General features: G+C 69.7%; 17 protein-coding genes and 1 tRNA gene. 17 read left to right on the top strand and 1 reads right to left on the bottom strand.

The genetic code is table 11. The features are described 5' to 3' along the window. The 11 genes from I73_RS14720 to I73_RS14670 all read left to right on the top strand — a co-directional run. A partial coding sequence (locus I73_RS14720) for a GNAT family N-acetyltransferase (RefSeq protein ID WP_026096765.1) occupies positions 1 to 499 on the top strand: 499 nt, incomplete at its 5' end. Between the two features lie 78 nt (positions 500 to 577). Then, entirely contained in the window at positions 578 to 2,641 is a 2,064-nt protein-coding gene (locus I73_RS28080; protein ID WP_022981314.1) for a S9 family peptidase, read from the top strand. An 18-nt stretch (positions 2,642 to 2,659) separates the two neighbouring features. Continuing rightward, on the top strand, positions 2,660 to 3,829 hold the full coding sequence (locus I73_RS14710; RefSeq protein WP_022981313.1) for a VWA domain-containing protein: 1,170 nt from the start codon (positions 2,660 to 2,662) through the stop codon (positions 3,827 to 3,829). 28 nt (positions 3,830 to 3,857) lie between these two features. Then, positions 3,858 to 5,804, top strand: a complete 1,947-nt coding sequence (locus tag I73_RS14705) for an autotransporter assembly complex family protein (RefSeq protein ID WP_022981312.1) — start codon at positions 3,858 to 3,860, stop codon at positions 5,802 to 5,804. An 8-nt stretch (positions 5,805 to 5,812) separates the two neighbouring features. Beyond that, positions 5,813 to 10,030 (top strand): translocation/assembly module TamB domain-containing protein, encoded by a 4,218-nt coding sequence (locus tag I73_RS34605; RefSeq protein WP_022981311.1) that lies wholly within the window; start codon positions 5,813 to 5,815, stop codon positions 10,028 to 10,030. A gap of 38 nt (positions 10,031 to 10,068) precedes the next feature. Then, positions 10,069 to 10,143: transfer RNA gene (locus I73_RS14695), tRNA-Arg, on the top strand. 179 nt (positions 10,144 to 10,322) lie between these two features. Continuing rightward, positions 10,323 to 11,762: a S41 family peptidase gene (locus I73_RS14690; RefSeq protein ID WP_022981310.1), complete on the top strand. Its 1,440-nt coding sequence runs from the start codon at positions 10,323 to 10,325 to the stop codon at positions 11,760 to 11,762. Positions 11,763 to 11,790: 28 nt separating this feature from the next. Next, positions 11,791 to 12,543, top strand: coding sequence for a molybdopterin-synthase adenylyltransferase MoeB (locus I73_RS14685; RefSeq protein WP_022981309.1), 753 nt, complete (start codon positions 11,791 to 11,793; stop codon positions 12,541 to 12,543). A 23-nt stretch (positions 12,544 to 12,566) separates the two neighbouring features. Beyond that, a complete protein-coding gene (locus I73_RS14680; RefSeq protein ID WP_022981308.1) occupies positions 12,567 to 13,460 on the top strand; it encodes an LOG family protein in 894 nt (297 codons plus the stop codon). 82 nt (positions 13,461 to 13,542) lie between these two features. Further along, complete coding sequence (gene rocF / locus I73_RS14675) at positions 13,543 to 14,463, top strand: arginase (protein ID WP_022981307.1); 921 nt, start codon at positions 13,543 to 13,545, stop codon at positions 14,461 to 14,463. Between the two features lie 56 nt (positions 14,464 to 14,519). Continuing rightward, positions 14,520 to 15,239 carry a hypothetical protein gene (locus tag I73_RS14670; RefSeq protein WP_148289802.1) on the top strand — a complete coding sequence of 240 codons (720 nt, stop codon included), beginning with the start codon at positions 14,520 to 14,522 and terminating at the stop codon, positions 15,237 to 15,239. 24 nt (positions 15,240 to 15,263) lie between these two features. Here the strand turns inward: I73_RS14670 and I73_RS14665 are convergent, their stop codons facing one another. Then, the gene (locus I73_RS14665) at positions 15,264 to 16,157 is read right to left on the bottom strand and encodes a DUF429 domain-containing protein (protein ID WP_022981305.1); all 894 of its coding nucleotides are present in this window, start codon (positions 16,155 to 16,157) and stop codon (positions 15,264 to 15,266) included. A 56-nt stretch (positions 16,158 to 16,213) separates the two neighbouring features. On the opposite strand from I73_RS14665, the gene I73_RS28075 reads away from it, so the two are divergent. From I73_RS28075 to I73_RS14640, 6 genes are all read left to right on the top strand, one after another. Beyond that, the gene (locus tag I73_RS28075; RefSeq protein WP_083876757.1) at positions 16,214 to 17,413 is read left to right on the top strand and encodes a DUF748 domain-containing protein; all 1,200 of its coding nucleotides are present in this window, start codon (positions 16,214 to 16,216) and stop codon (positions 17,411 to 17,413) included. Positions 17,414 to 17,458: 45 nt separating this feature from the next. Then, positions 17,459 to 17,857: a hypothetical protein gene (locus tag I73_RS32620; RefSeq protein ID WP_148289801.1), complete on the top strand. Its 399-nt coding sequence runs from the start codon at positions 17,459 to 17,461 to the stop codon at positions 17,855 to 17,857. Between the two features lie 90 nt (positions 17,858 to 17,947). Then, a complete protein-coding gene (locus I73_RS30960) occupies positions 17,948 to 18,442 on the top strand; it encodes a GNAT family N-acetyltransferase (protein WP_022981303.1) in 495 nt (164 codons plus the stop codon). A 189-nt stretch (positions 18,443 to 18,631) separates the two neighbouring features. Then, a complete protein-coding gene (locus I73_RS14650) occupies positions 18,632 to 21,052 on the top strand; it encodes a YgiQ family radical SAM protein (RefSeq protein ID WP_022981302.1) in 2,421 nt (806 codons plus the stop codon). 87 nt (positions 21,053 to 21,139) lie between these two features. Then, positions 21,140 to 21,550, top strand: a complete 411-nt coding sequence (locus tag I73_RS14645; RefSeq protein ID WP_022981301.1) for a hypothetical protein — start codon at positions 21,140 to 21,142, stop codon at positions 21,548 to 21,550. 93 nt (positions 21,551 to 21,643) lie between these two features. Beyond that, positions 21,644 to 22,141: a hypothetical protein gene (locus I73_RS14640; protein ID WP_022981300.1), complete on the top strand. Its 498-nt coding sequence runs from the start codon at positions 21,644 to 21,646 to the stop codon at positions 22,139 to 22,141. Positions 22,142 to 22,218 lie beyond the last annotated feature (77 nt).

Raw genomic sequence — 22,218 nt, 5'->3', positions numbered from 1 at the left:
GGCGAGGCGACTCTGGACCCTGCGCGTGACCTCGGTGCCCGAGCCCGAGCAGACCCGGGCCTACATCGAGAACGCCCTGGCCGGCCAGGCCGCCGGCCACCGCCTGCCCTTTGCCGTGCTGGACAGCGCCAGTGGCCGCGTGCTGGGCAGCACCAGCTACCACGACATCGTGCCCGGCATCGACCGGCTGGAGATTGGCTGGACCTGGTACGCCCGTTCGGTACAACGCAGCGCCGTCAACACCACCGCCAAGCTGCTGCTGCTGACCCACGCCTTCGAGACCTTGGGCGCGCAATTGGTGGGCTGGCGCACCGACAACTACAACTTCGCCTCCCAGCGCGCCATCGAGCGCCTGGGCGCGAAGAAGGACGGCGTGCTGCGCCACCATGCGCTGCGGCGCGACGGCACCGTGCGCGACACCGTGATGTACAGCCTGGCCGCGGGTGAATGGCCCGAGGTGAAGGCCCACCTGAACTGGCTGCTGGCGCGACCGCGCTGACAAGGCACCCCGGCAGCCGCCGCGGGTGCGGGCGGCCACCCCGCCCCACCCTTCTTCTTGTTCCCCACCGGAGATCCCGTGGCCAAGACCTCCCGCAAGCACCCCAACAAGCTCGACATCGACACCCTCTGGCAGCTGGCGCGCCTCGGCGCCCCCAGCCTCTCGCCCGACGGAGCCCAGGCCGTGGCCTCGGTCACCACCCATGACATGGCCGAGAACAAGGCCCGCAGCCAGCTCTGGCTGCTGTCCACCCTGGGCGGCCAGCCCCGGGCCCTGACCCAGTGCGGCGAGAAGGACGGCCAACCCCGCTTCAGCCCGGACGGTCAGTGGATCGGCTTCGTGGCCCAGCGCGAGCAACAGGGCCAGAAGGACGCCACGCCGCAGTTCTATGTCATCCCGCCCGACGGCGGCGAGGCCCGCCGCGTGGGCGAGGTGGCCACCGGCATCGAAGCCTTCCGCTGGTTCCCGGACGGCCAACGCATCGCCTTTATCAGCTGGGTCTGGCCCGAGCTCAAGGGTGCCAAGACCCAGGCCAAGGCCTTCAAGGCCTTCAAGGAGCGCAAGGAAAGCGGCTACGTCACCAGCGAGATGGCCTACCGCTTCTGGGACCACCACCTGCCCCAGGGCCGCGTGCCCCACCTGCATGTGATGGACCTCGCCAGCGGCAAGGTGAGCGACCTGTTCGAAGGCAGCGCCTACGAGCTCAGCCGCTTCGAGCCCGACGCCAGCACCTTCGACATCGCACCCGACGGCCGGCACATCGTCTTCGCCTTCGATCCGGGCCAGCCCAAGTCCATCGACGGGCGCAACGCCCTGGTGGAGCTGGACCTGCGCAAGCACACCTTCCGCGAGCGGGTGCGCGATGCCGACTGGGATTGCAGCGCCCCGCGCTACAGCCCGGACGGCCAGCGCATCGCCTTCCGGGCCTCGCACCAGGGCCTCAAGCACACCATGCCCTGCCAGCTGGCGGTGCTGGACCGGCGCGGCGCCGCCTGGCAGGTGGTGAGCGCCGAGTGGGACCACGAGGTGCACGCCCCGCTGCAATGGACGCCCGATGGCCAGGCCGTGCTGTTCACCGCCGAGCAGAAGGGCCGCAGCCACCTCTGGCGCTTCGACCTGGCGGACCGCCAGGCCGAGGTGGTGGTGGCCGGCGGCACCGTCAGCGCCTTCGACCAGGCCGCCGGCACGCTGGTGAGCCTGTGCGACACGGCCGAGCACCCCGCCCGCCTGCACGCCCACCGGCCGGGCGAGGCCGACCGCCGCATCGAATCCTTCAACGACGCCCAGTTGGCCCCGCTGGACCTGGGCCGCACCGAGGAGGTGTGGTTCACCGGTGCGCTGGGCGAGCCGGTGCAGATGTGGCTGCACTTTCCGCCAGACTTCGACCCGAAGAAGAAGCACCCGGTGCTGCACACCATCCACGGCGGCCCGCACACCGGCCCGGGCGACGGCTGGCATTACCGCTGGTGCTGGAAGCTGTTCGCCGCCCAGGGCTACGTGGTGGTCAATGTCAATTACCACGGCTCCTCGGGCTTCGGCCATGCCTTCCTGGACTCGATTACCCACCGCTGGGGCGAGCTGGAACTGCAGGACGTGGAGGCCGCCACCGACTGGCTGCTCAAGAAGCCCTGGGCGGACAAGAAGCGCGTGTTCGCCACCGGCGGCAGCTACGGCGGCTACATGGTGGCCTGGATGAACGGCCATGTGGCGCCCGGGCGCTACGCCGCCTACGTCTGCCACGCCGGCTGCTACGACTGGACCGCCATGTTCGCCGACGATGCCTTCAGCTGGCACGCCAAGGAACTGGGCGCCTGGTACTGGGAAGACCCGGCCAAGGTGGCCTCGCAAAGCCCGCACACCTTTGCGGGCGCCTTCGCCACGCCCACCCTGGTCATCCACGGCGCGCTGGACTACCGCGTGCCCGATCAGCAGGGCCTGGCCTACTACAACACGCTCAAGCAGCGCGGCGTGGACGCCCGGCTGCTGTGGTTCCCGGACGAGAACCACTGGGTGCTCAAGCCGCGCAACAGCCGGCTCTGGTACGAGGAGTTCTTCGCCTGGCTGCAACGCCATGACCCGGCCCGGCGCGCGGACAAGCCGGGCAAGAAGACCCGCGGGCACAATGCGCATCGTGGCGGCTGAACGCCGCCCGGCCCACCCATGCTGACCGACTTCTTCTACACGCTGCGCGCTGCCAAGCTGCCCGTCTCCGTGCGGGAGTACCTCACGCTGCTCGAAGCGCTGCGTGCCGGGGTGATCGGCCCCTCGGTGGACCAGTTCTACCACCTGGCCCGCATCACGCTGGTGAAGGACGAGGCCCAGTTCGACAAGTTCGACCAGGCCTTCGCCGCCTACTTCCAGGGCGTGGAGCTGCTGACCGACTTCGGCCAGGAGATCCCGCTGGACTGGCTCAAGAAGGTGCTGGAGAAGGAGCTCAGCCCCGAGGAGAAGGCCGCCATCGAGGCCCTGGGCTGGGACGAGCTGATGAAGACGCTGGCCAAGCGCCTGGAAGAGCAGAAGGAACGCCACGAGGGCGGCAACAAGTGGATCGGCACCGGCGGCACCAGCCCCTTCGGCCACGGCGGCTACAACCCGCGCGGCATCCGCATCGGCGGGCCGGGCCGGCAGCGCAGCGCCGTCAAGGTCTGGGACAAGCGCGAGTTCGCCGACTACGACGACAGCCGCGAGATCGGCACCCGCAACATCAAGGTGGCGCTGCGCCGGCTGCGCCGCTTCGCCCGCGAAGGCTCGGACCTGGAACTGGCGCTGGACGACACCATCCGTGCCACCGCGGCCAATGCCGGGATGCTGGACATCCAGATGGTGCCCGAGCGCCACAACAAGGTGAAGGTGCTGCTGCTGATGGACGTAGGCGGCACCATGGACGAGCACGTGGCCCAGGTGGAGGAGCTGTTCTCGGCCGCCAAGAGCGAGTTCAAGCACCTGGAGTTCTACTACTTCCACAACTGCGTGTACGACTTCCTCTGGAAGGAGAACCGGCGCCGCTACAACGAGAAGACCCCCACCTGGGAGGTGCTGCGCAAGTACAACAAGGACTGGCGGCTGATCTTCGTCGGCGACGCGACGATGAGCCCCTACGAGATCCTGCAGCGCGGCGGCAGCGTCGAGTACAACAACGAGGAGGCCGGCGCCGAGTGGCTGCAGCGCCTCACCCACGCCTTCCCCAAGTTCGTCTGGATCAACCCGGAGCCCACCGCGGTGTGGGAATACCGGCAGAGCATCGCCATCGTCCAGCGCCTGATGCAGCAGCGCATGTTCCCGCTGACGCTGGCCGGACTGGAAGGCGCGATGCGCATGCTCAGCAAGTGAGGAGCCGGCCCTGCTGACCCGCGCCCTCTTGCCTCCGCTCAGCCACTTCGGCCTGGCCCTGCTGCTGACCTGGGTCCTGGCGCCAGCCGTCGCCCGGGCAGAGGACGCCACCGTCGCGCCGCCCGCCCCCGCACTGGCTGCGGCTTCGGCCCCGGTGCCGGGGGTCCCGGGGCCCGAGGTGGCTGCGTCCGCCCCCGAAGAAGCGGCCTCGGCGCCCACCGAAGCGGCCCCCGCACCAGCCGCCGCCCTGCCCCGTCTGACCGTGCAAGCCCCAGGCGAGCTGCGGTCGCTGCTGGAGGGCAACCTGGATCTGGCCCGGGCCCTGAAACTGCCCGAAGCCGGCAGCCTCAGCGACGCCGAGTGGTCGCGCCTGATCGCCGCGGCCCCGGCCCAAGCCGAGGACCTGGCCCGCACGGCCGGGTATTTCAATGCCCAGGCCCGCATTGCCCAGCTGGAAGGCGGCGGTGGGCAGCCACTGCAGGTCACGCTGACGCTGGAGCCCGGCCCCTCCGTGCGCGTCGGGCGGGTCACCCTGCAGATCCAGGGGGAGCTCTACGACCTGGCCGAGGAAGGGCAGGCCGAGGCGAAAGCCCTGCGCCAGCGGCTCGAGCAGCAGTGGGCACTGCCGCCCGGCGCGCGCTTCAATGAAGACGCCTGGGGCAATGCCAAGACCGCTGTCATCGCTGCCCTGCGCTCGGCCGGCTACGGCGCCGCCAGCTGGGCCGGTACCGCCGCCGAGGTGGACCCGCAGACCAACCAGGTCCGCATCTTCGTGGTGGCCGACAGCGGCCCGCTCTACCGGGCTGGAGAAGTGCAGGTCAGCGGCTTGCAGCGTCATGACCCGGAGCGCATCCGCCGCCTCAGCGGCCTGCCGCCGGGCGCCCCCCTGACCGAGGCCAAGCTGCAGGACTACCAGGAACGCCTGCGCAAGACCGGCCTGTTCGACCAGGTCACGGTCAGCATGGACCCGGACCCCGACAAGGCGGCCCACGCGACCGTGCTGGTGCAGGTGAAGGAGTCGCAGCTGCAGACCGCCACCACCGCGTTGGGCATCAGCACCTCCACCGGCCCGCGGGCCAGCCTGGAGCATGTGCACCGCCAGCTGTTCGGCTACCCGTTGACGGCCACCAACAAGTTCGTCTGGGGCAAGAGCGAGCAGTCCTGGAACGGTGAGCTCTCCACCTACCTCAACGAGCACCTGCAGCGCGACCTCGTGGGCGGCCAGGTGGACCGCCAGTTCACCGACGATGACATGGTGATCTCGCAGCGCCTGCGCGTGGGCCGCTCCACCGAACACCCGGTGGTCGAGCGCCTGGACTACCTGGAACTCGACACCTCCAAGGAATGCACCCGCGATGGCGGGCTGTACATCAACTGCGACACCCTCAAGGCCATCTCGGCCGACACCGACCGCACCTGGCGCAAGGTCGACAGCGTGCTGCTGCCCACGACCGGCTACACGCTCAGCGCCCAGTTCGGCTCCGGCCTGGCCGATGGCAGCGCCACGCGCCGCGGCGTCTTCGGCCGCGCCTATGGCCGGCTGACCATGTACTGGCCGGTGGGCGGCTGGTACACCCAGGGCCGGCTGGAACTGGGCAAGGTGATCACCCCGGACGGCGTGCAGGTGCCCGACAGCCTGCGCTTTCGGGCCGGCGGCGACAACTCGGTGCGTGGCTACGCCTACCGCACCCTGGCCCCCAGCACCCCGGATGGCGGCATCACCGGCGGGCGCATGCTGTTCACCAGCAGCGTCGAAGTGGCCCACCCGATCTCGGACAGCCTGCCCTCGGTCTGGGGCGCCCTGTTCATTGACGCAGGCCGTGCGGCCGACAAGATCAGCGAGCTCAAGCCGGCCCTGGGCTACGGCCTGGGCTTGCGCTGGCGCAGCCCGGTCGGCCCGCTGGCGGTGGACTGGGCCTGGGGCCAGGAAGACCATCGCGGCCGCATCCACCTGAACGTGGGCATCGCCTTCTGAGCCAGACCATGTCCGAGCCGCGCATCGATCCTCCGCCCGCAGTGCCTCCCGAGGCTGCGCCGCCCGCCCCGCGCCGCCATGCCCGCGGCCTGGCCCTGGGCGCGGCCGCCATCGCCGCGGCCACCTTGCTCGGTCTGGGTGGGCTGGGCACCTGGGTCTGGCGCAGCGAGGCCGGTCTGGACTGGGCCCTGGCCCGCGTGCCCGGCTTGACGGTGACCGGGGCCCGGGGCTCGCTGGCCAGCGGCCAGTTCCAGGCCCGGCAGCTTCATCTGGCCCTGTCCAGCGGCACCCTGGACATCGAGAACCTGCGGCTGGAGGCCCTGCGCACGCGGCCCAGCGCGCATGCTGGCAGCTGGCTGCATCTGGCCGCCGACCGCGTGCAGGCCCAGACGCTGCGCTGGCAGTCCCACCCCGGCCAACCGCCCAGCCCGCCCCCCACCGACCTGGGGCTGCCGCTGGACATCGAGGTTCAGCAGTTGAGGATCGCGCGGCTGGACATCGACCAGCTTCCCCCCATGCTGGACCTGCAGGCCCAATTGGCCCTGGGTGCCGAGCAGGGGCAGCTGCACCGTGTGAACCTGCAACACCTGGCCACCGACCGCCTGAGTCTGCAAGGCCAGGCCCGCATCGGCACGCACGGGGACATGCGCGTGGACGCCCGTGTGCAGGCCCACAGCCTGGCCCAGGGCGAACAAACCCTGCCCTGGCAGGCCAGCCTGCAGCTGCAGGGGCCGCTCAAGGATCTGCAGGCCCAAGCGACGCTGGACGGGCTGCCCGGCCATGCGCAGGGCCCGGCGCCCCATGCGGCACTGAAGACCGAGCTCAAGCCCTTCGACGCCTGGCCGCTGGGCACCCTCACCCTCAGCACCCAGGCCCTGGATCTGGCCAGCCTGAGCAGCCTGGCCCCCCGCACCCGGCTGGATGCCGAAATCGTCGTGCACAGCGCAGGGCTGGACCGGCCGGCCGAGGCCACGCTGGACATCCGCAACCAGGCCCCGGGCCGCTGGGACCAGGGCCTGCTGCCCCTGCGCTCGGCCAGCCTGTCGCTGGCCGGCACCCCCCAGCCGCTGACCGCCCTGACCCTGAGCCACCTGACCCTGGAATGGGCCAATGCGCAGGGGCCCGCGGGACGCTGGACCGGTGAGGGCCGCTACCAGGTCGCCTCTGGCCAGGGACAGGCCGACCTCACGCTGCAAGTCAGCCAGTGGCTGCCGGCCGCCCTGGACCCGCGCCTGCCGGCCCTGAAGCTCAGCGGCCCGCTCACCGCCCACCTGGACGCGCTGCCCGCCCCCGGGCAGACGCCCGGCGCCGCCGTCGAGTCCCCACGCCTGACCCTGGCGCTGCAGCTCAAGGGCCCGCTGCAGACCGACGCGGGCAGCAGCCTGCCCGCCAGCCTGGTGCTGGACGGCCAGTTCGCCCGGGATGCCGTGACGCTGCGCACCGTGCAACTGTCGGCCGGTGAAGCCCAGGCTCGGTTGGCGGGCGAGGCCCGTCGCCAACCGTCCGCCCTGTGGCAATGGAAGGCCCAGGGCCATGTCCAGGACCTGGACCTGCGCACCTGGTGGCCCGGTGAACCCGACAGCGAATGGCGGCGCGCCCCCCAGCGCCTGCTGATGGACCTGGACACCCAGGGCAGCCTGCCGGAGGCACTGCCCTCCGGCGCCCTGGCCGTCTGGAACGCCCTGCGCGGGCAGGTGCAGCTGGTGGTGCACCCCAGCGTGATGGCCGGGGTGCCCGTGCAGGGGCGGCTGGACATCGACAAGCGGGGCGAGCAGCAGCAGGCCCAGGCCGACCTGCAGCTCGACGATGGCCGGCTGCAGGCCCAGTGGCAGGGTCAGTTGCAGGCCCCCGAGGCCTCGAATGCGCAAGTCGACCTGAAGCTGCCGCACCTCCAGGCCTTGGCACCCTGGGTCCAACTGCTGCCGGCACTGTCGGCCTGGGCACCCCAGGCCGGCCAGTTGGAGGCCCAGGCCCGCCTGACCCCGCCGAGCGCGGGATCCAGCCCGAACCGCGCCGCGGCCTGGCAGGGCCAGGCCAAGCTGACGGGGCTGCAGGCCGGAGCCCTGAAGCTCCAGCAACTCAAGCTCCAGGGCCAGGGGCAACTGCAAGCCACGGCACCGTTGGAAATCGGTCTGCAGCTGGAGGGACTGCAGCAGGACGAGCGACGCATCACCCATCTGGAGACACGGCTGGCGGGGTCGCTGAACGATCACCACCTGAGCCTGCGGGCCGACAGCAGCCTGCGGCCACCCGCCTGGCTGGAACGCCTGGCGGGCAACCGCGGCGGCGGTCGGGCCCAGCTGAGTGCCGAGCTGGACGGCCACTGGCGGGCCGACGCCGACGGCGGACGCTGGCAGGGCACCCTGGGCGAGGCCCTGCTGCGCAGCGCCGACGGCAGCGGCCAGCCCTGGCTGGCTCTGCGGGGCGTGCAGGCCGAGCTGCGCCGCTCGGCCCAGGGCGACTTGGCCCAGGCCACACTGTCACCCGGCGCCCTGGAACTGCCCGGTGGCGCCGCCCTGCGATGGTCCCAGGCCGAATGGCAGGTGGGCAGCGAAGCCCACCCGCCCCACCTGCTGCTGAAGGCGCGCCTGGACCCGCTGAACGTCGCGCCCCTGCTGGCCAAGGCCCAGCCCGACATGATGTGGGCCGGGGATCTGAAGCTTGGCGCCAACATCGACCTGGCCTGGGACCGGCAACTCAGCCTCGACCTGCTGCTCGAACGCCAGAGCGGCGACCTGAGCATCGACGAAGACGGTCTGCTGTCCACCCCCGGCCGCCTGCCCCTGGAGCTGAGCGACCTGCGGCTGGCCCTGAGCGCCCATGACGGGACCTGGCAGTTCACCCAGGGCCTGGCCGGTCGCCGCCTGGGGGTGCTGGGTGGCGCCCTGACCGCCCACACCTCGCCCGAGCGCCTGTGGCCCGACCCACAGGCCAGCCTGCAGGGCAGCTTCAGCCTGCAGGTGGCCAGCCTGGGCGCCTGGGCGTCCTGGGTGCCCGCGGGCTGGCGCCTGGGCGGCAATCTCCAGGCCCAGGGCCTGGTGACCGGCCGCTGGGGGGCGCCGGAGGTCTCCGGCCAGGCCACCGGCCAGGGCCTGGGCCTGCGCAATGCCCTGCAAGGGGTGGATCTCGGCGAAGGAACCCTGAAGCTGCGGCTGGAAGGCAGCCACGCCCATCTCGACACCCTGCGCCTGCGCGGAGGCGACGGCTGGATCGAAGCCACCGGCGAGGCCGAGCTGGGGGAACATCCCCAGGCCCAGATCGCCATCGCGGCGCAGCACTTCCGCGCCATCGGCCGGCTGGACCGCCGCATCGTCGCCAGCGGGCAGGCCAACCTGAAGCTGGACCGCGACCTGCTGGCCCTGGATGGGCAGATCGGCGTGGACGAGGGCCTGATCGACCTGAGCCATGGGGATGGGCCGTCCCTGTCGGACGACGTCGTCCTGGCCGGCAGCCAGACCGCCAGCGCCAGCAGCCAGGACGGCAATGGCAACGCCCCCAAGCGCACCACCCGGCTGAATCTGGCCCTGGACCTGGGCAAGCAGCTGCGCCTGAAGGGACGGGGCATCGACACCTCGCTGCAGGGCACGCTCAAGCTGAGCAACCCACAGGGCCGCCTGGCGCTCAATGGCACGGTGCGCACCGTGCGAGGCACCTACAAGGCCTATGGCCAGAACCTGCGCATCGAACGCGGCGAGATCATGTTCGGCGGCCCGCTGGACGACCCGCGGCTGGACATCTACGCCGTGCGGCCCAACCTGGACGTGAACGTCGGTGTGGCCATCACCGGCACGGCGCTCAACCCGCGGGTGCGGCTGGCCAGCGACACCGACATGAGCGACACCGAGCGCCTGAGCTGGCTGGTGATGGGCCGCGCGCCCGACAACCTGGGCGAAGCCGACACCGCCCTGCTGCAGCGCGCCGCCCTGGCCCTGCTGGCCGGCGACGGCGAGAGCCCCACCGACAAGGTGCTGGGCGCCATCGGTCTGACCGACTTCGGCATGCGCCACGACACCAGCACCACCAGTTCCGGTGCCACGGTGCAGTCCACCATCTTCAACGTGGGCAAGCAGCTCAGCAACCGCTGGTATGTGGGCTACGAACGCAGCATCAACGCCGCGGCCGGCAACTGGCAGCTCATCTACCGCGTGGCCCAGCGTTTCACCCTGCGGGCCCAGTCGGGTGAGGACAACGCCATCGACGCGATCTGGTCCTGGCGCTGGGACTGAGCCGCGCGCCGCCGCATGTCACAATCGCGGGCTGGCATGCCGCCGTAGTTCAATGGATAGAACGGGGACCTCCTAAGTCTCAGATGCAGGTTCGATTCCTGCCGGGGGCACCACCCGCTGGACACCTCGCTCCGGCCGGTGCTGCGCGTGAGTCCTCGCTTTCCCGCCAGGCCGCTTGAATGCATGCCGCAAGACCCCAATTCCCTGCAACTTTCCGGCCAAATCCGGGTCTGATCGCCAGTGGGCGGCTCTATACTGGCCGCCTGCGTGCATAGAAAGCGGGACGTCACACATGGGTGCCAAGTTGAAGATGGTGGGTCTGCTCACAATGGGAGCAGTGGCCGGCGCGCTGACCACCATCCAGTTCACGGCCGAGGCCCGGAACAGTTATGGCCCTCTGCCGCTGGAAGAAATGCAGCAGCTGGCGGCCGTGTTCGGCATGATCAAGACCGACTACGTCGAGCCGGTCGATGAGAAGAAGCTGATCACCGATGCCATCTCCGGCATGGTCGCCGGGCTGGATCCGCATTCCCAGTACTTCGACAAGAAGTCCTACAAGGAATTCCGCGAAGGCACCTCCGGCCGCTTCGTCGGCGTGGGCATCGAGATCGGCATGGAAGACGGCCTGGTCAAGATCGTCTCCCCGATCGAAGGCTCGCCCGCCTTCCGCGCCGGCCTGAAGTCCGGCGATCTGATCACCAAGATCGACGACACGGCCGTCAAGGGCCTGACCATGGACGAGGCCATCAAGCGCATGCGCGGTGAGCCCAACACCAAGGTCGTGCTGACCATCTTCCGCAAGAACGAGAACCGCAGCTTCCCGGTCACGATCACCCGCGAGGAAATCCACGTCCAGAGCGTGAAGGCCAAGATGATCGAGCCGGGCTACGGCTGGATCCGCATCACGCAGTTCCAGGACCGCACGGTGGACGACTTCGCCCGCAAGCTCGACGAGCTGTTCAAGCAGAACCCGCAGATGAAGGGCCTGGTGCTGGACCTGCGCAACGACCCGGGCGGCCTGCTGGAAAGCGCCGTGGCCGTGGCCGCGGCCTTCCTGCCGGCCAATGCCGTGGTGGTGAGCACCAACGGCCAGATCCCCGAATCCAAGGCCACCTTCCGCGCCACGCCGGACGACTACATGCGCCGCGGCGGCAGCGACCCGCTCAAGAAGCTGCCCGCCGCGCTGAAGACGGTGCCGATGGTGGTGCTGGTCAACGAAGGCTCGGCCTCGGCCAGCGAGATCGTCGCCGGTGCCCTGCAGGACCAGAAGCGCGCCACCCTGATGGGCGCCCAGACCTTCGGCAAGGGCTCGGTGCAGACGGTGCGTCCGCTCTCGGCCGACACCGCGCTGAAGATCACCACCGCCCGCTACTACACTCCCAGCGGTCGCTCCATCCAGGCCAAGGGCATCGTGCCCGATGTCTGGCTCGACGAGACCGCCGAGGGCAATGTGTTTGCCGCCCTGCGCACCCGCGAAGCCGACCTCGACAAGCATCTGGTCAACGGCCCTGAGGCCAAGGAAGATGCCGACCGCGAGAAGGCCCGCGAGCAAGCCCGGCAAAAGCTCGAGGAGCAGCTCGCCAAGGACAAGAACTCGGTCAAACCCCTGCCCGAGTTCGGCAGCAGCGACGACTTCCAGCTGACCCAGGCGCTCAACCAGCTCCAGGGCAAGCCGGTGCTGGTCAGCAAGAACATGTCCGAGCGCAAGGCCGACGCCAGCACCGCCCACTGACGTTTTCCGGGACCACGGCGACCCGCGCGTGACCGACGACGAGCTGCTGCGCTATTCGCGGCACATCCTGCTGGACGAGATCGGCATCGAGGGTCAGGACCGGCTCCTGGCCGCTCATGCGCTGGTCATCGGCGCCGGGGGCCTGGGCTCTCCGGTGGCGCTTTACCTGGGCAGCGCCGGCGTCGGCCGCATCACGCTGGTCGACCCCGACACGGTCGACCTGACCAATCTGCAGCGCCAGATTGCCCACCGTCAGGACCGCATCGGCCAGGCCAAGGTGGCTTCGGCCGCTGCGGCCATCCAGGCGCTCAACCCCGGGGCGCAGGTCGACGCGCTGGTGCAACGGGCCGATGCCGCCCTGCTCGACCAATGGGTGCCGCAGGCCGACGTGGTGCTCGACTGCAGCGACAACTTCGCGACCCGGCAGCTGGTGAACGCCGCCTGCGTGCGCCACCGGCGCCCGCTGGTCAGCGGCGCGGCCATCGGCTTCGATGGCCAGGTCAGCGTCTACGACCGCCGCCAGCCCGAGGCCCCCTGCTACGCCTGCCTGTTCCCGCCCGACGCCCCGCCTGAGGAGGTGCGCTGCGCCACCATGGGCGTGTTCGCGCCACTGGTGGGCATCATCGGCGCCACCCAGGCCGCCGAAGCCCTGAAGCTGCTGGCCGGCGTCGGCACCTCGCTGGCCGGCCGCCTGCAGATGCTCGACGCCCGCCGCATGCGCTGGGACGAGATCCGCATCCCCCGCCAACCGGGCTGCCCGGTGTGTGGCACCGCCCACTGACCCTTTTTCCTACGCTGTCCACCATGGCCCCCAAACTGACCGATCCCCGCTTCCCGTCGGCCGAAGAGGAAGCCGCGCTGCAGAAGACGCCCTCGCCCTACGGCGGGCCGGAGAGCAGCTACCAGCTGGCCTTCACCGACCACGAGTTCCTGCTGCGGCGCGACCTGCGCCCCGTGCGCATGCAGCTGGAGCTGCTCAAGCCCGAGCTGGTGCAGCAGGAACAGGGGGTGCAGAACACCATCGTCATCTTCGGCAGCGCCCGCATCCCTTCGCCCGAGCAGGCCCTGGCCCAGCTCGAGCAGGCCCGCGCCAGCGGCAACGAACAAGCGGTGCGCCAGGCCGAGACCCGCCAGCGCATGAGCGGCTTCTACGAGGAGGCCCGCCGCTTCGCGGCCCTGGTGACCGAACGCTCGCGCGAGCTGACCACCCCGATTTACGTCTGCACCGGCGGCGGGCCCGGCATCATGGAAGCCGGCAACCGCGGTGCCCACGAGGTGGGGGGCAAGAGCGTGGGCCTGAACATCGTGCTGCCCCACGAGCAGGAGCCCAACCCCTACATCACGCCGGAGCTGTGCTTCCAGTTCCACTACTTCGCGCTGCGCAAGATGCACTTCCTGATGCGTTCGGTGGCGCTGGCCTGCTTCCCCGGCGGCTTCGGCACGCTGGACGAGCTGTTCGAGACCCTGACGCTCACGCAGACCGGCAAGAGCCGGCGCCGTCCCATCCTGCTGTTCGGGCGCGAGTTCTGGACCCGGCTGATCGACTTCGACTGGCTGGTCGAGTCCGGCATGATCCACGCCGACGACCTGAAGCTCTTCCGCTACGTCGAGACCGCCGAAGAGGCCTGGGACGCCCTGGTGCAGGACTACGGCCTGCACCTCGACGGCCGCACGAACGTGGACAACAGCGGCCGCTGAGGGCCAGAGCCCACCCCAGGTCCAAGGGGGTGGGCGAAGCCCCACCTTGGTGAGACCGGGCATGGCAACGCACAATCGCGCCATGCTGAACAAAGTCACCCTCATTGGCGCGCCCACCGACATCGGTGCCGGCGCGCGGGGCGCCAGCATGGGGCCAGAAGCCCTGCGCGTGGCGAACATCGGCCCCATCCTCGAAGGCCATGGTCTGGAAGTGAAGGACCGGGGCAACCTCTCCGGCCCGGCCAACCCCTGGCTGCCCCCCACCGACGGCTACCGCCACCTGCCCGAGGTGGCGGCCTGGAACCGCCTGGTGCACGACGCCGTGTACGAGGAACTCAGCGACGGCCGCATGCCCATCCTGCTGGGCGGGGACCACTGCCTAGGCCTGGGGTCCATCAGCGCGGTGGCCCGCCACTGCCGCGACACCGGCAAGAAGCTGCGCGTGCTGTGGCTGGACGCCCACGCCGACTTCAACACCAGCGCCCTGACCCCCAGCGGCAACATCCACGGCATGCCGGTGGCCTGCCTGTGCGGCTTCGGGCCCCGGGAACTGATCGAGATCGGCGGCCAGGTGCCCGCCATCAGCCCCAAGTGGGTGCGGCAGATCGGCATCCGCAGTGTGGACCCGGGCGAAAAGCGCTTCGTCCACGAGCAGGGCCTGGAAGTGTTCGACATGCGTTACATCGACGAGATGGGCATGCGCCACGCCATGGAGCTGGCCCTGGCCACGCTGGACGCCAACACCCACCTGCATGTGAGCTTCGACGTGGACTTCCTGGACCCGGAGATCGCCCCCGGCGTGGGCACCACCGTGCCCGGCGGCCCGACCTACCGCGAGGCCCAGCTGTGCATGGAAATGATTGCCGACACCGGCCGCATGGGCAGCCTGGACGTGGTCGAGCTGAACCCGGCCCTGGATGTGCGCAACAAGACCGCCCAGGTCGCGGTGGACCTCATCGAAAGCCTGTTCGGCAAAAGTACCCTGATGCGGCCCAAGGTCTGAGGCATCCTGCAGCGCTAGCATCGGGCCTTCCTTGAACAGGCGCCCAGGGAGGGCCCATGAAACATTTCTGCAGTTTGTCCTTGGCGGTGCTGAGCGCCGCTGTCCTGAGTGCCTGCGGCGGCGGCAGCAGCGAAGACGCTGGCTCCACCACCTCCTATGCGACGCAGGCCGCCTGGGCCAACCTCTACAGCGCGGGCCCCCACAACTGGGCGCTCAGCGGCACGACCACCTATCAAGCCGCGGCGGGCGGCAGCGCCAGCTACCCCACCACCGCCACGCTGAGCCTGCAGGCCGCAGCTGATGCCACCTTTCCGGCCAATGGCCTGAACGCCCATGTGCTCAAGAACACCATGAGCGTCACCGTGGCCGGCTCCCAAACCACCACGGTCACCAGCCAGTACCTGGATGCCAACCTGCTCTACATGGGCAGCGTGGACAGCGATGGCTACTGCCAGGTGGGCGCCCAGCCTGCGCTGCCGGTGGCCTACGCCAGGATCGGCAACCAAGGCTCACTGGCCAGCTACAGCGTCTATGCAAGCTGCACCGCAGGCGCGGCGCTGCTGGCCACGGGCACCCTCGGCTGGAGCCTGGAGTCCCAGAACGGTCAGGTCTATTTCTGCATGAACAATCAGGAGGGCTATGTCGGCGGTGGCAGCTATTCCGAGAAGGACTGCGTGGCCATCGACGCAAGCGGCGCCATCGGCAGCAGGGCCACGATCACGGCGAGCGAGGTCACCACAGACGGCATCGGCTCGATCAACCTGAGCACCAACTGAGCACCCACTGAGCCCGTCGCGGCCTCACAGGGCCGGCACGGCGCCGGCCCCCAGGATCCACCCTTCTAGGGCATCGGCATCCTCCGGCCAGCCGCCCCGCGGCTGGCCCGCCCCCCAGGCGGCCTGAAGCAGGCACAGCACCGCGTCCAGCGTGTCGCCGCGCGCATCCTCCACCAGGGCCTCGCGCTGGGCGTGCGACAGCCTCAACCGCAGGCCCCAGGGCTGGCGGCCCTGCTCCAGTGCATCCACCAGATCCTTGCGGGCGATCAGCCGCTCCGGCGTCTGCTTGGCCTTCTCGTCGCTCTTGTAGCTGCGCCGGCCCAGCACGGCCCGCGCCAGCAGGCCCGGGTAGGCCTCCAGCGCCAGCCGCGCCGGGTCCCCGGCGGCGTGGCCCACCAGGGTCACCCCCGCGGCGCGCAGCAGCGGCACGCCCGCGTGCATCATCCAGGCCACCGGCGGGTTCACCCATTTCATGCTGGGCGAGGCTCCCGCCGGCCCGTCACACACCCGGTGGGCGAACTTCTGCCCCACCGGCCGGGCCGCGCAGAAGGCCGCGAAGGCCGCTTGCAGCTCGGGCCGCGGCGTCCGGACATAGCGGCTCATCGCCTCGGCCCAGTCCAGCGGCCAGCCCCAGGCCTCCAGCAGGGGGCGCGGCAGACCGAAAGGCAGGTCGAGCCGCCCAGCCAGGGGCGGGGCGCGGACAGCCGCTCGGGCAAGGGCCGGCAAGGTGCTGAATCGCTCGATCGAATCGAGCTTCACCACGGCCCCGCTGCGTCGCCCCCCGGCCAGCACCACCGGCTTCTGACGGCTGGGGGCACTGGAAAAGTCCACCCCCAGCAGCGGCAGCGCCGCGAGCGCGCAGGGCAAGGGCGGGAACACGCTGCGAGCGGCAGCGGGGGTGGCGTTCAGTGAATCCATGCGGTCATTCTCGCGGCCGGCCCGGCCGGGTCCCCGGCTTGGGGACAATCGGCCCCATGCAGATGTCGAGGACAAAGCGCCGCGCCTGGGCGGCGGCCCTCATCGGGGTGGTGTTGATCGGAGTGGCGTGGGGGACCTGGCAACTGGCCTTGCAGCAGCTGCGGGCGCGGCTGATGGCCGCGCTGGGGCCACGGGCCGAGGTCCAGGCCATCACCGTGGGTTGGAGCGGGGTCACGGTGAGCGGCCTGCACCTGGCGGCCGAAGCGGGCTGGCCCGATGCCGAGGAGCTCTCGGCCCAGCGCATCTGGCTGCAGCCGGCGCTCGACAGCCTGTGGTCCGGCCCCTGGCGCATCCGCCGCATCGAGGTGGAAGATGGCCACATCAGCCTGCTGCGCAACCGCCAGGGCAAGCTGCGCCTGCTGCCCGGCCTGCTGGACACCCCGGCGGCCGAGCCCCCACCCGCCCACGCGGCCACCCGCAAGGTGTCCGCAACCCCGGCCTCGGCGGCGTCGGCCAACGCATCCGCAGGCCAGGCGGGCGTCAGGGGCCATGTGGGCGACGCGCTGGTGATCAACACCATCGTCCTGCGCCGGGTGCAGGTGGATCTGTACGACGACTCCTTCCGACCCGCGCTGCGCCAGCCCCACCATGTGCAGCTGGCCGATCTGGCGGCCCAGGTGGGCAACCTGCACCTGCCGGCGCTGGACCAGGCCATCGACCTGGAACTGCAGGCCAGCGTCCGCGGCGGAAATCAAAACAGCGGCGCCAAGGCCCCGGCGCCGCAGGACGGCACCCTGAACCTGCAGGGTGAATTCACCCCCGCCAGTCACGATGCCCGCATCCAGGCCCAGGTGAAGGGCGTGGACCTGCGGGTGCTGCAACCCTACCTGCTGACGGTGAACGCGGGCGGCGTGCGTCAGGGCCGGCTGGACCTGAACCTGCAGGCCACGGTGAAGGCCAACCACCTGCATGCCCCCGGCACCGTGACCCTGACCGGGCTGGAGCTGGGCCACGGCAGCGGCTGGTGGGACCGCTTTGGCGCCGCCGGCCGCCAGGCCATGCTCAACACCCTGGCCGACAAAGGCCGCATCGAGGTGCATTTCACGCTCGACGGCCGGCTGGACGACCCGAACTTCTCGGTCAATGACAGCCTGGCCCAACGCTTTGCCACCGGCCTGGCCCAGGCCCTGGGCGTGAGCGTGGGCGGCGTGGTGGAAGGCGTGGGGCAGATGATCAAGGGGCTGTTTGGACGCTGAACCCACGACACAGAATCCTCAGACAAGGTTCTATGACAGGCACCGATGGCCATGAAATTCGTCGCGGATCTGATGCGCAAACTCGCCAGATGGCAATTTCATTTGCGCGACCGCTCCACCCTTTATCCAATTGGGAATGAGGATTTCGCAAGCATCATCGTGCAGCTTGAGCGGATGGGTTGGGCAACTTATGCGCGCTACGGGGGCATGGATGCCGGAATTGATTACGACTGTATTCGACTGAAGCGCCAGGGAATCAAGCTCAAATGCGAATGGGACCCCTGGGACCAGTGGAGCATTGAAGGCCCCAAGATGGCGATTCATGAAATTGCGGAGCAACTCCATCTTGCCGCCAAAGAGGAGTGGCGATGGGACACATGGGGAACAATTCCAACCGGCAAGAGCGCAGCAATCACCAGGGAAGGCCCAAAACATCACCCCTGATTCCTTCGCAGCACCACAGTTCACGGTCTTCCCCGGCTTCGTGCTTGGACTGCCTGCTGGATCGCCCGTAGCAACGCTCCCCACAGACGAATGGCCGACCTGTCCACTGAGTACCGAATCGCCAAGCCCGAGGAATTTCCTGCCATCGCGCAGATGCTGGAGCTGTACCAATACGAGCTCTCTGACATCTGGGATCAGGACCTGGATTCCAGCGGCAGGTACGGATACGACCTCACGCGCCACCGGGAAGGCAGGCGTTCTCATGCGCACGTGGCGCTGGTCAATGGGCACTTCGCGGGTTTTGCGCTGGTGGCTCCAGCAGCGGTCACCCGGACCGATGGATGCTGGATGGAGCAGTTCTTCGTCCTCAAAAAACATCGGCGCACTGGAGTGGGGTCGGCGCTGGCGCGGCACGTCCTGTCCAGCCACCCTGGCCCATGGGAAGTCGGCCAGATGCCAGCCAATCTGCCCGCGCAAGCGTTTTGGCGCCGGGTCATCGGGCAGGTCACGGCCGACCAGTACGTCGAGCTTCAAGTCACTCAGGGTGGGTGGCTTGGCGTCGTGCAGCAGTTCGACATGGGTTGAGCCTGGTCCGTGACATCCTTCGCCGGACGCCCGGTGGGGTTATCGCGCGGCCGGCCATCAGCAGGGACAATAGGGGCTGTTTCGCCGGACGAGGCCTTGGGGCCCGCCCGGCTTTCGGCTTTTCCGCCCCGATTCCCGTTTTCCTGGTTTGTCCGGTCCCACCGTCCCGGGCCTGCACCCGCTGCCGCCGTGTCCATCACCCTCGACGCCCCCCCTGCCGGTTCCGTCCGCGCCCCCGTCAAGCCCAAGGCCCTGACGGCCTACCGGCCCTTCTGGGCCAAGCGCTTCGGCCCTGCGCCCTTCCTGCCCATGAGCCGCAAGGAGATGGAGCAGTTGGGCTGGGACAGCTGCGACATCATCATCGTCAGCGGCGATGCCTATGTGGACCACCCCAGCTTCGGCATGGCGGTGATCGGCCGGGTGCTGGAAGCGCAGGGCTTTCGCGTGGGCATCATCGCCCAGCCGGACTGGAGCTCGGCCGACGCCTTCCGTGCGCTGGGCCGGCCCAACCTGTTCTTCGGCGTGGCCGCCGGGAACATGGATTCGATGATCAACCACTACACCGCGGACCGGAAGATCCGCAGTGACGACGCCTACACGCCCGGTGGCGTGGCCGGCAAGCGGCCCGACCGCGCCACCCTGGTCTACACCCAGCGCTGCCGGGAGGCGTTCAAGGATGTGCCGGTGGTGATCGGCGGCATCGAGGCCTCGCTGCGCCGCATCGCCCACTACGACTACTGGAGCGACAAGGTGCGCCGCTCCATCCTGGTGGACAGCAAGGCCGACCTGCTGCTGTACGGCAACGCCGAGCGGGCCATCGTGGAGATCGCCCACCGCCTGGCCCAGCGCAAGCCCATCGAGAGCATCACCGACGTGCGCGGCACGGCCTTCCTGCGCAAGCCGGACGACCCGGCGCTGGCCGGCTGGTACGAGATCGACAGCAGCGAGGTGGACGCCCCGGGCAAGATCGACGCCCTGCTCAACCCCTACCTGACCTCCGAGGAGCAGGCCGCCGCCGAGGGCGTGGCCTGTGCCCAGGCCCAGGATGCGACGGCCACCTCGGACGCACCGACCCCGGCAGCGCAGCCCATCCGCATCGTGCGCCAGCCGCTGGCCAAGACCGAGGGCCGCGCCATCACCACCCCGCGCGAGCGCACCGTGATCCGCCTGCCAGCCTACGAGCAGGTCAAGAGCGACCCGGTGCTCTATGCCCACGCCAGCCGCGTGCTGCACCTGGAGACCAACCCCGGCAACGCCCGAGCCCTGGTGCAGCGCCACGGCGAAGGCCCGGCCCTGCGCGATGTGTGGATCAACCCGCCGCCGCTGCCGCTGGCCATGGCCGAGATGGACCATGTGTTCGACCTGCCCTATGCGCGCGGGCCGCACCCGGCCTATGCCGACGAACACGGCAGCCACGACGGCGCGACCAAGATCCCGGCCTGGGAGATGATCCGCTTCAGCGTGAACATCATGCGCGGCTGCTTCGGCGGCTGCACCTTCTGCTCCATCACCGAGCACGAAGGCCGCATCATCCAGAGCCGCTCGGAAGATTCGATCATCCACGAGGTCGAGGAGATCCGCGACAAGGTCAAGGGCTTCACCGGCGTCATCTCCGACCTGGGCGGCCCCACCGCCAACATGTACCGCCTGGGCTGCAAGAGCCCCGAGATCGAGGCCGCCTGCCGCAAGCCCAGCTGCGTCTACCCCGGCATCTGCCCCAACCTGAACACCGACCACGCCCCGCTGGTGAAGATCTACCGCCGGGCGCGGGCGCTCAAGGGCATCAAGAAGATCCTGATCGGCTCGGGCCTGCGCTACGACCTGGCGGTCAAGTCGCCCGAGTACGTCAAGGAGCTGGTGCAGCACCATGTGGGCGGCTACCTGAAGATCGCCCCGGAGCACACCGAAGGCGGCCCGCTGTCGAAGATGATGAAGCCCGGCATCGGCACCTACGATGCCTTCAAGGCCATGTTCGACCAGTACAGCGCCGAGGCGGGCAAGCAGCAGTTCCTGATCCCCTACTTCATCGCCGCCCACCCGGGCACCAGCGACGAGGACATGATGAACCTGGCGCTCTGGTTGAAGCGCAACGGCTTCCGCGCCGACCAGGTGCAGACCTTCTACCCCAGCCCCATGGCCACCGCCACGGCCATGTACCACTCCGGCCTGAACCCGCTCAAGGGCATCAGCCGCGACGCGCGCAAGGGCGAGAAGGTGGACATCGTGCGCGGCGAGAAACGCCGCCGCCTGCACAAGGCCTTCCTGCGCTACCACGACGCCAACAACTGGCCGCTGCTGCGCGAGGCCCTGAAGGCCATGGGCCGCGCCGACCTGATCGGCAACGGCAAGCACCACCTGATTCCGACCTGGCAGCCCAGCACCGACGGCAGCTACCAGAGCGCGCGGCGCAGCAACTCCACGCCCGGACCAGCCAAGGGCGGTGCCAAGCCGGCCGGCAAGCCGCCGGTGAAGGGCCAGATCCTGACCCAGCACACCGGCCTGCCCCCGCGTGAAACGGGCAGCCGACCCAACACCGGCCGCGGAGCGAGAGCCCGTCCGAGCGACCAGCGCCCCGGCCCGGCCCGGGGGCCCCGCGGCGGCGGGCGCTGAGTCCACAGGACCGTGGCTTAGGGAGGGTCAGCCGGGAGCCCGTGTCGTACCCTCGTCACCACTTTTCCTCCGACAGGACCGTGGCCAATGCCCGCTTCACTTGCCTTCTTTAAGTCCCTCTTTCGCCGCCTGACCGTGCTTCTGGTCACCACGAGCCTAGTGGCGTGCACCACTGTGCGACCGGTGCCGCTGGGCCAGTCCGAGAAGCCCTCGCTGTATGGCAGGCAGGACGATCTGCACCTCGGAGACAAGATCTCCGTGACGACGGTGGATGGGCGCGTGCTGGACATGCAGATCACCGAGCTGCATCCGGAAACCATCGAAGGCAAAATCCCGGGGCAGACATCGACAATCCAACTGAGGGATGAAGACGTACAGCACATCCAGCGCACCGAGATCTCCGGTGCGAAATCCACAGGGCTCGCTGTCGGCGTCGTGGCGCTGGTGATCTTGGTTCCGATGCTGCTGCTGATGCATGCGTTTGGCAGCATCGTCTGAGCGCACCGACAGCCCCCCGCAGAGGCATTCGAATTCCTGTGGGTAGCTGACTGAGGGCAAAATGTGGTCGGCCCTTCTCTCTGGATGCGTCCCATGCGTCACCCTGCCCTGCCCCGCCACACCCTGATCGCCCTGATCGGTGCCCTGGTGTGGACCCTCAGCCCGATCGCCCAGGCCCGGACCCTGCCTGCCCAAGCCTCGGCGGAAGCATCACCGCCGGTGCATCGGCACGCCAGCCATCCCACCTCCAAACATGCGGGTCAGCACGCCGTGGCCAAGCCGCACGGCCAGCAGCACCAGGTGGCCCAGGCCCACGTGCACAAGAGCGGCGTCAAGTCGCCCCATGCCAGCGGCCACAGCCACGTGGCGCAGGCCGGAACGGCCAAGGCCCACGGCAAGGCCGGCACGCAGACCCGCCACCCGGTCGCCGCCAGGAGCTCGGCCAAGGGCTCGACCCGCACCGCCTCCCACACCGGCAGCGCTCACCGCGCCTCCGCCCAGAAGGCCGGCACCCAGCATGTGGCCCGAGCCGGCAAGAGCCACCACCGCAAGGCCTCCTCCAGCGCCCACAGCGGCACGCCGCGGGCCTGAGGCGCGCCGCACCGGCGTCGCTCAGGCCTGCGGTGACCGTCCCCGGGCAAGCGGCGCAACCGCAGGCCGTTGCCCAC

This window comes from Ideonella sp. B508-1, assembly GCF_000333615.1.
GTDB lineage: Bacteria > Pseudomonadota > Gammaproteobacteria > Burkholderiales > Burkholderiaceae_C > Ideonella.
This window is presented reverse-complemented; position numbering and strand designations above follow the sequence as displayed.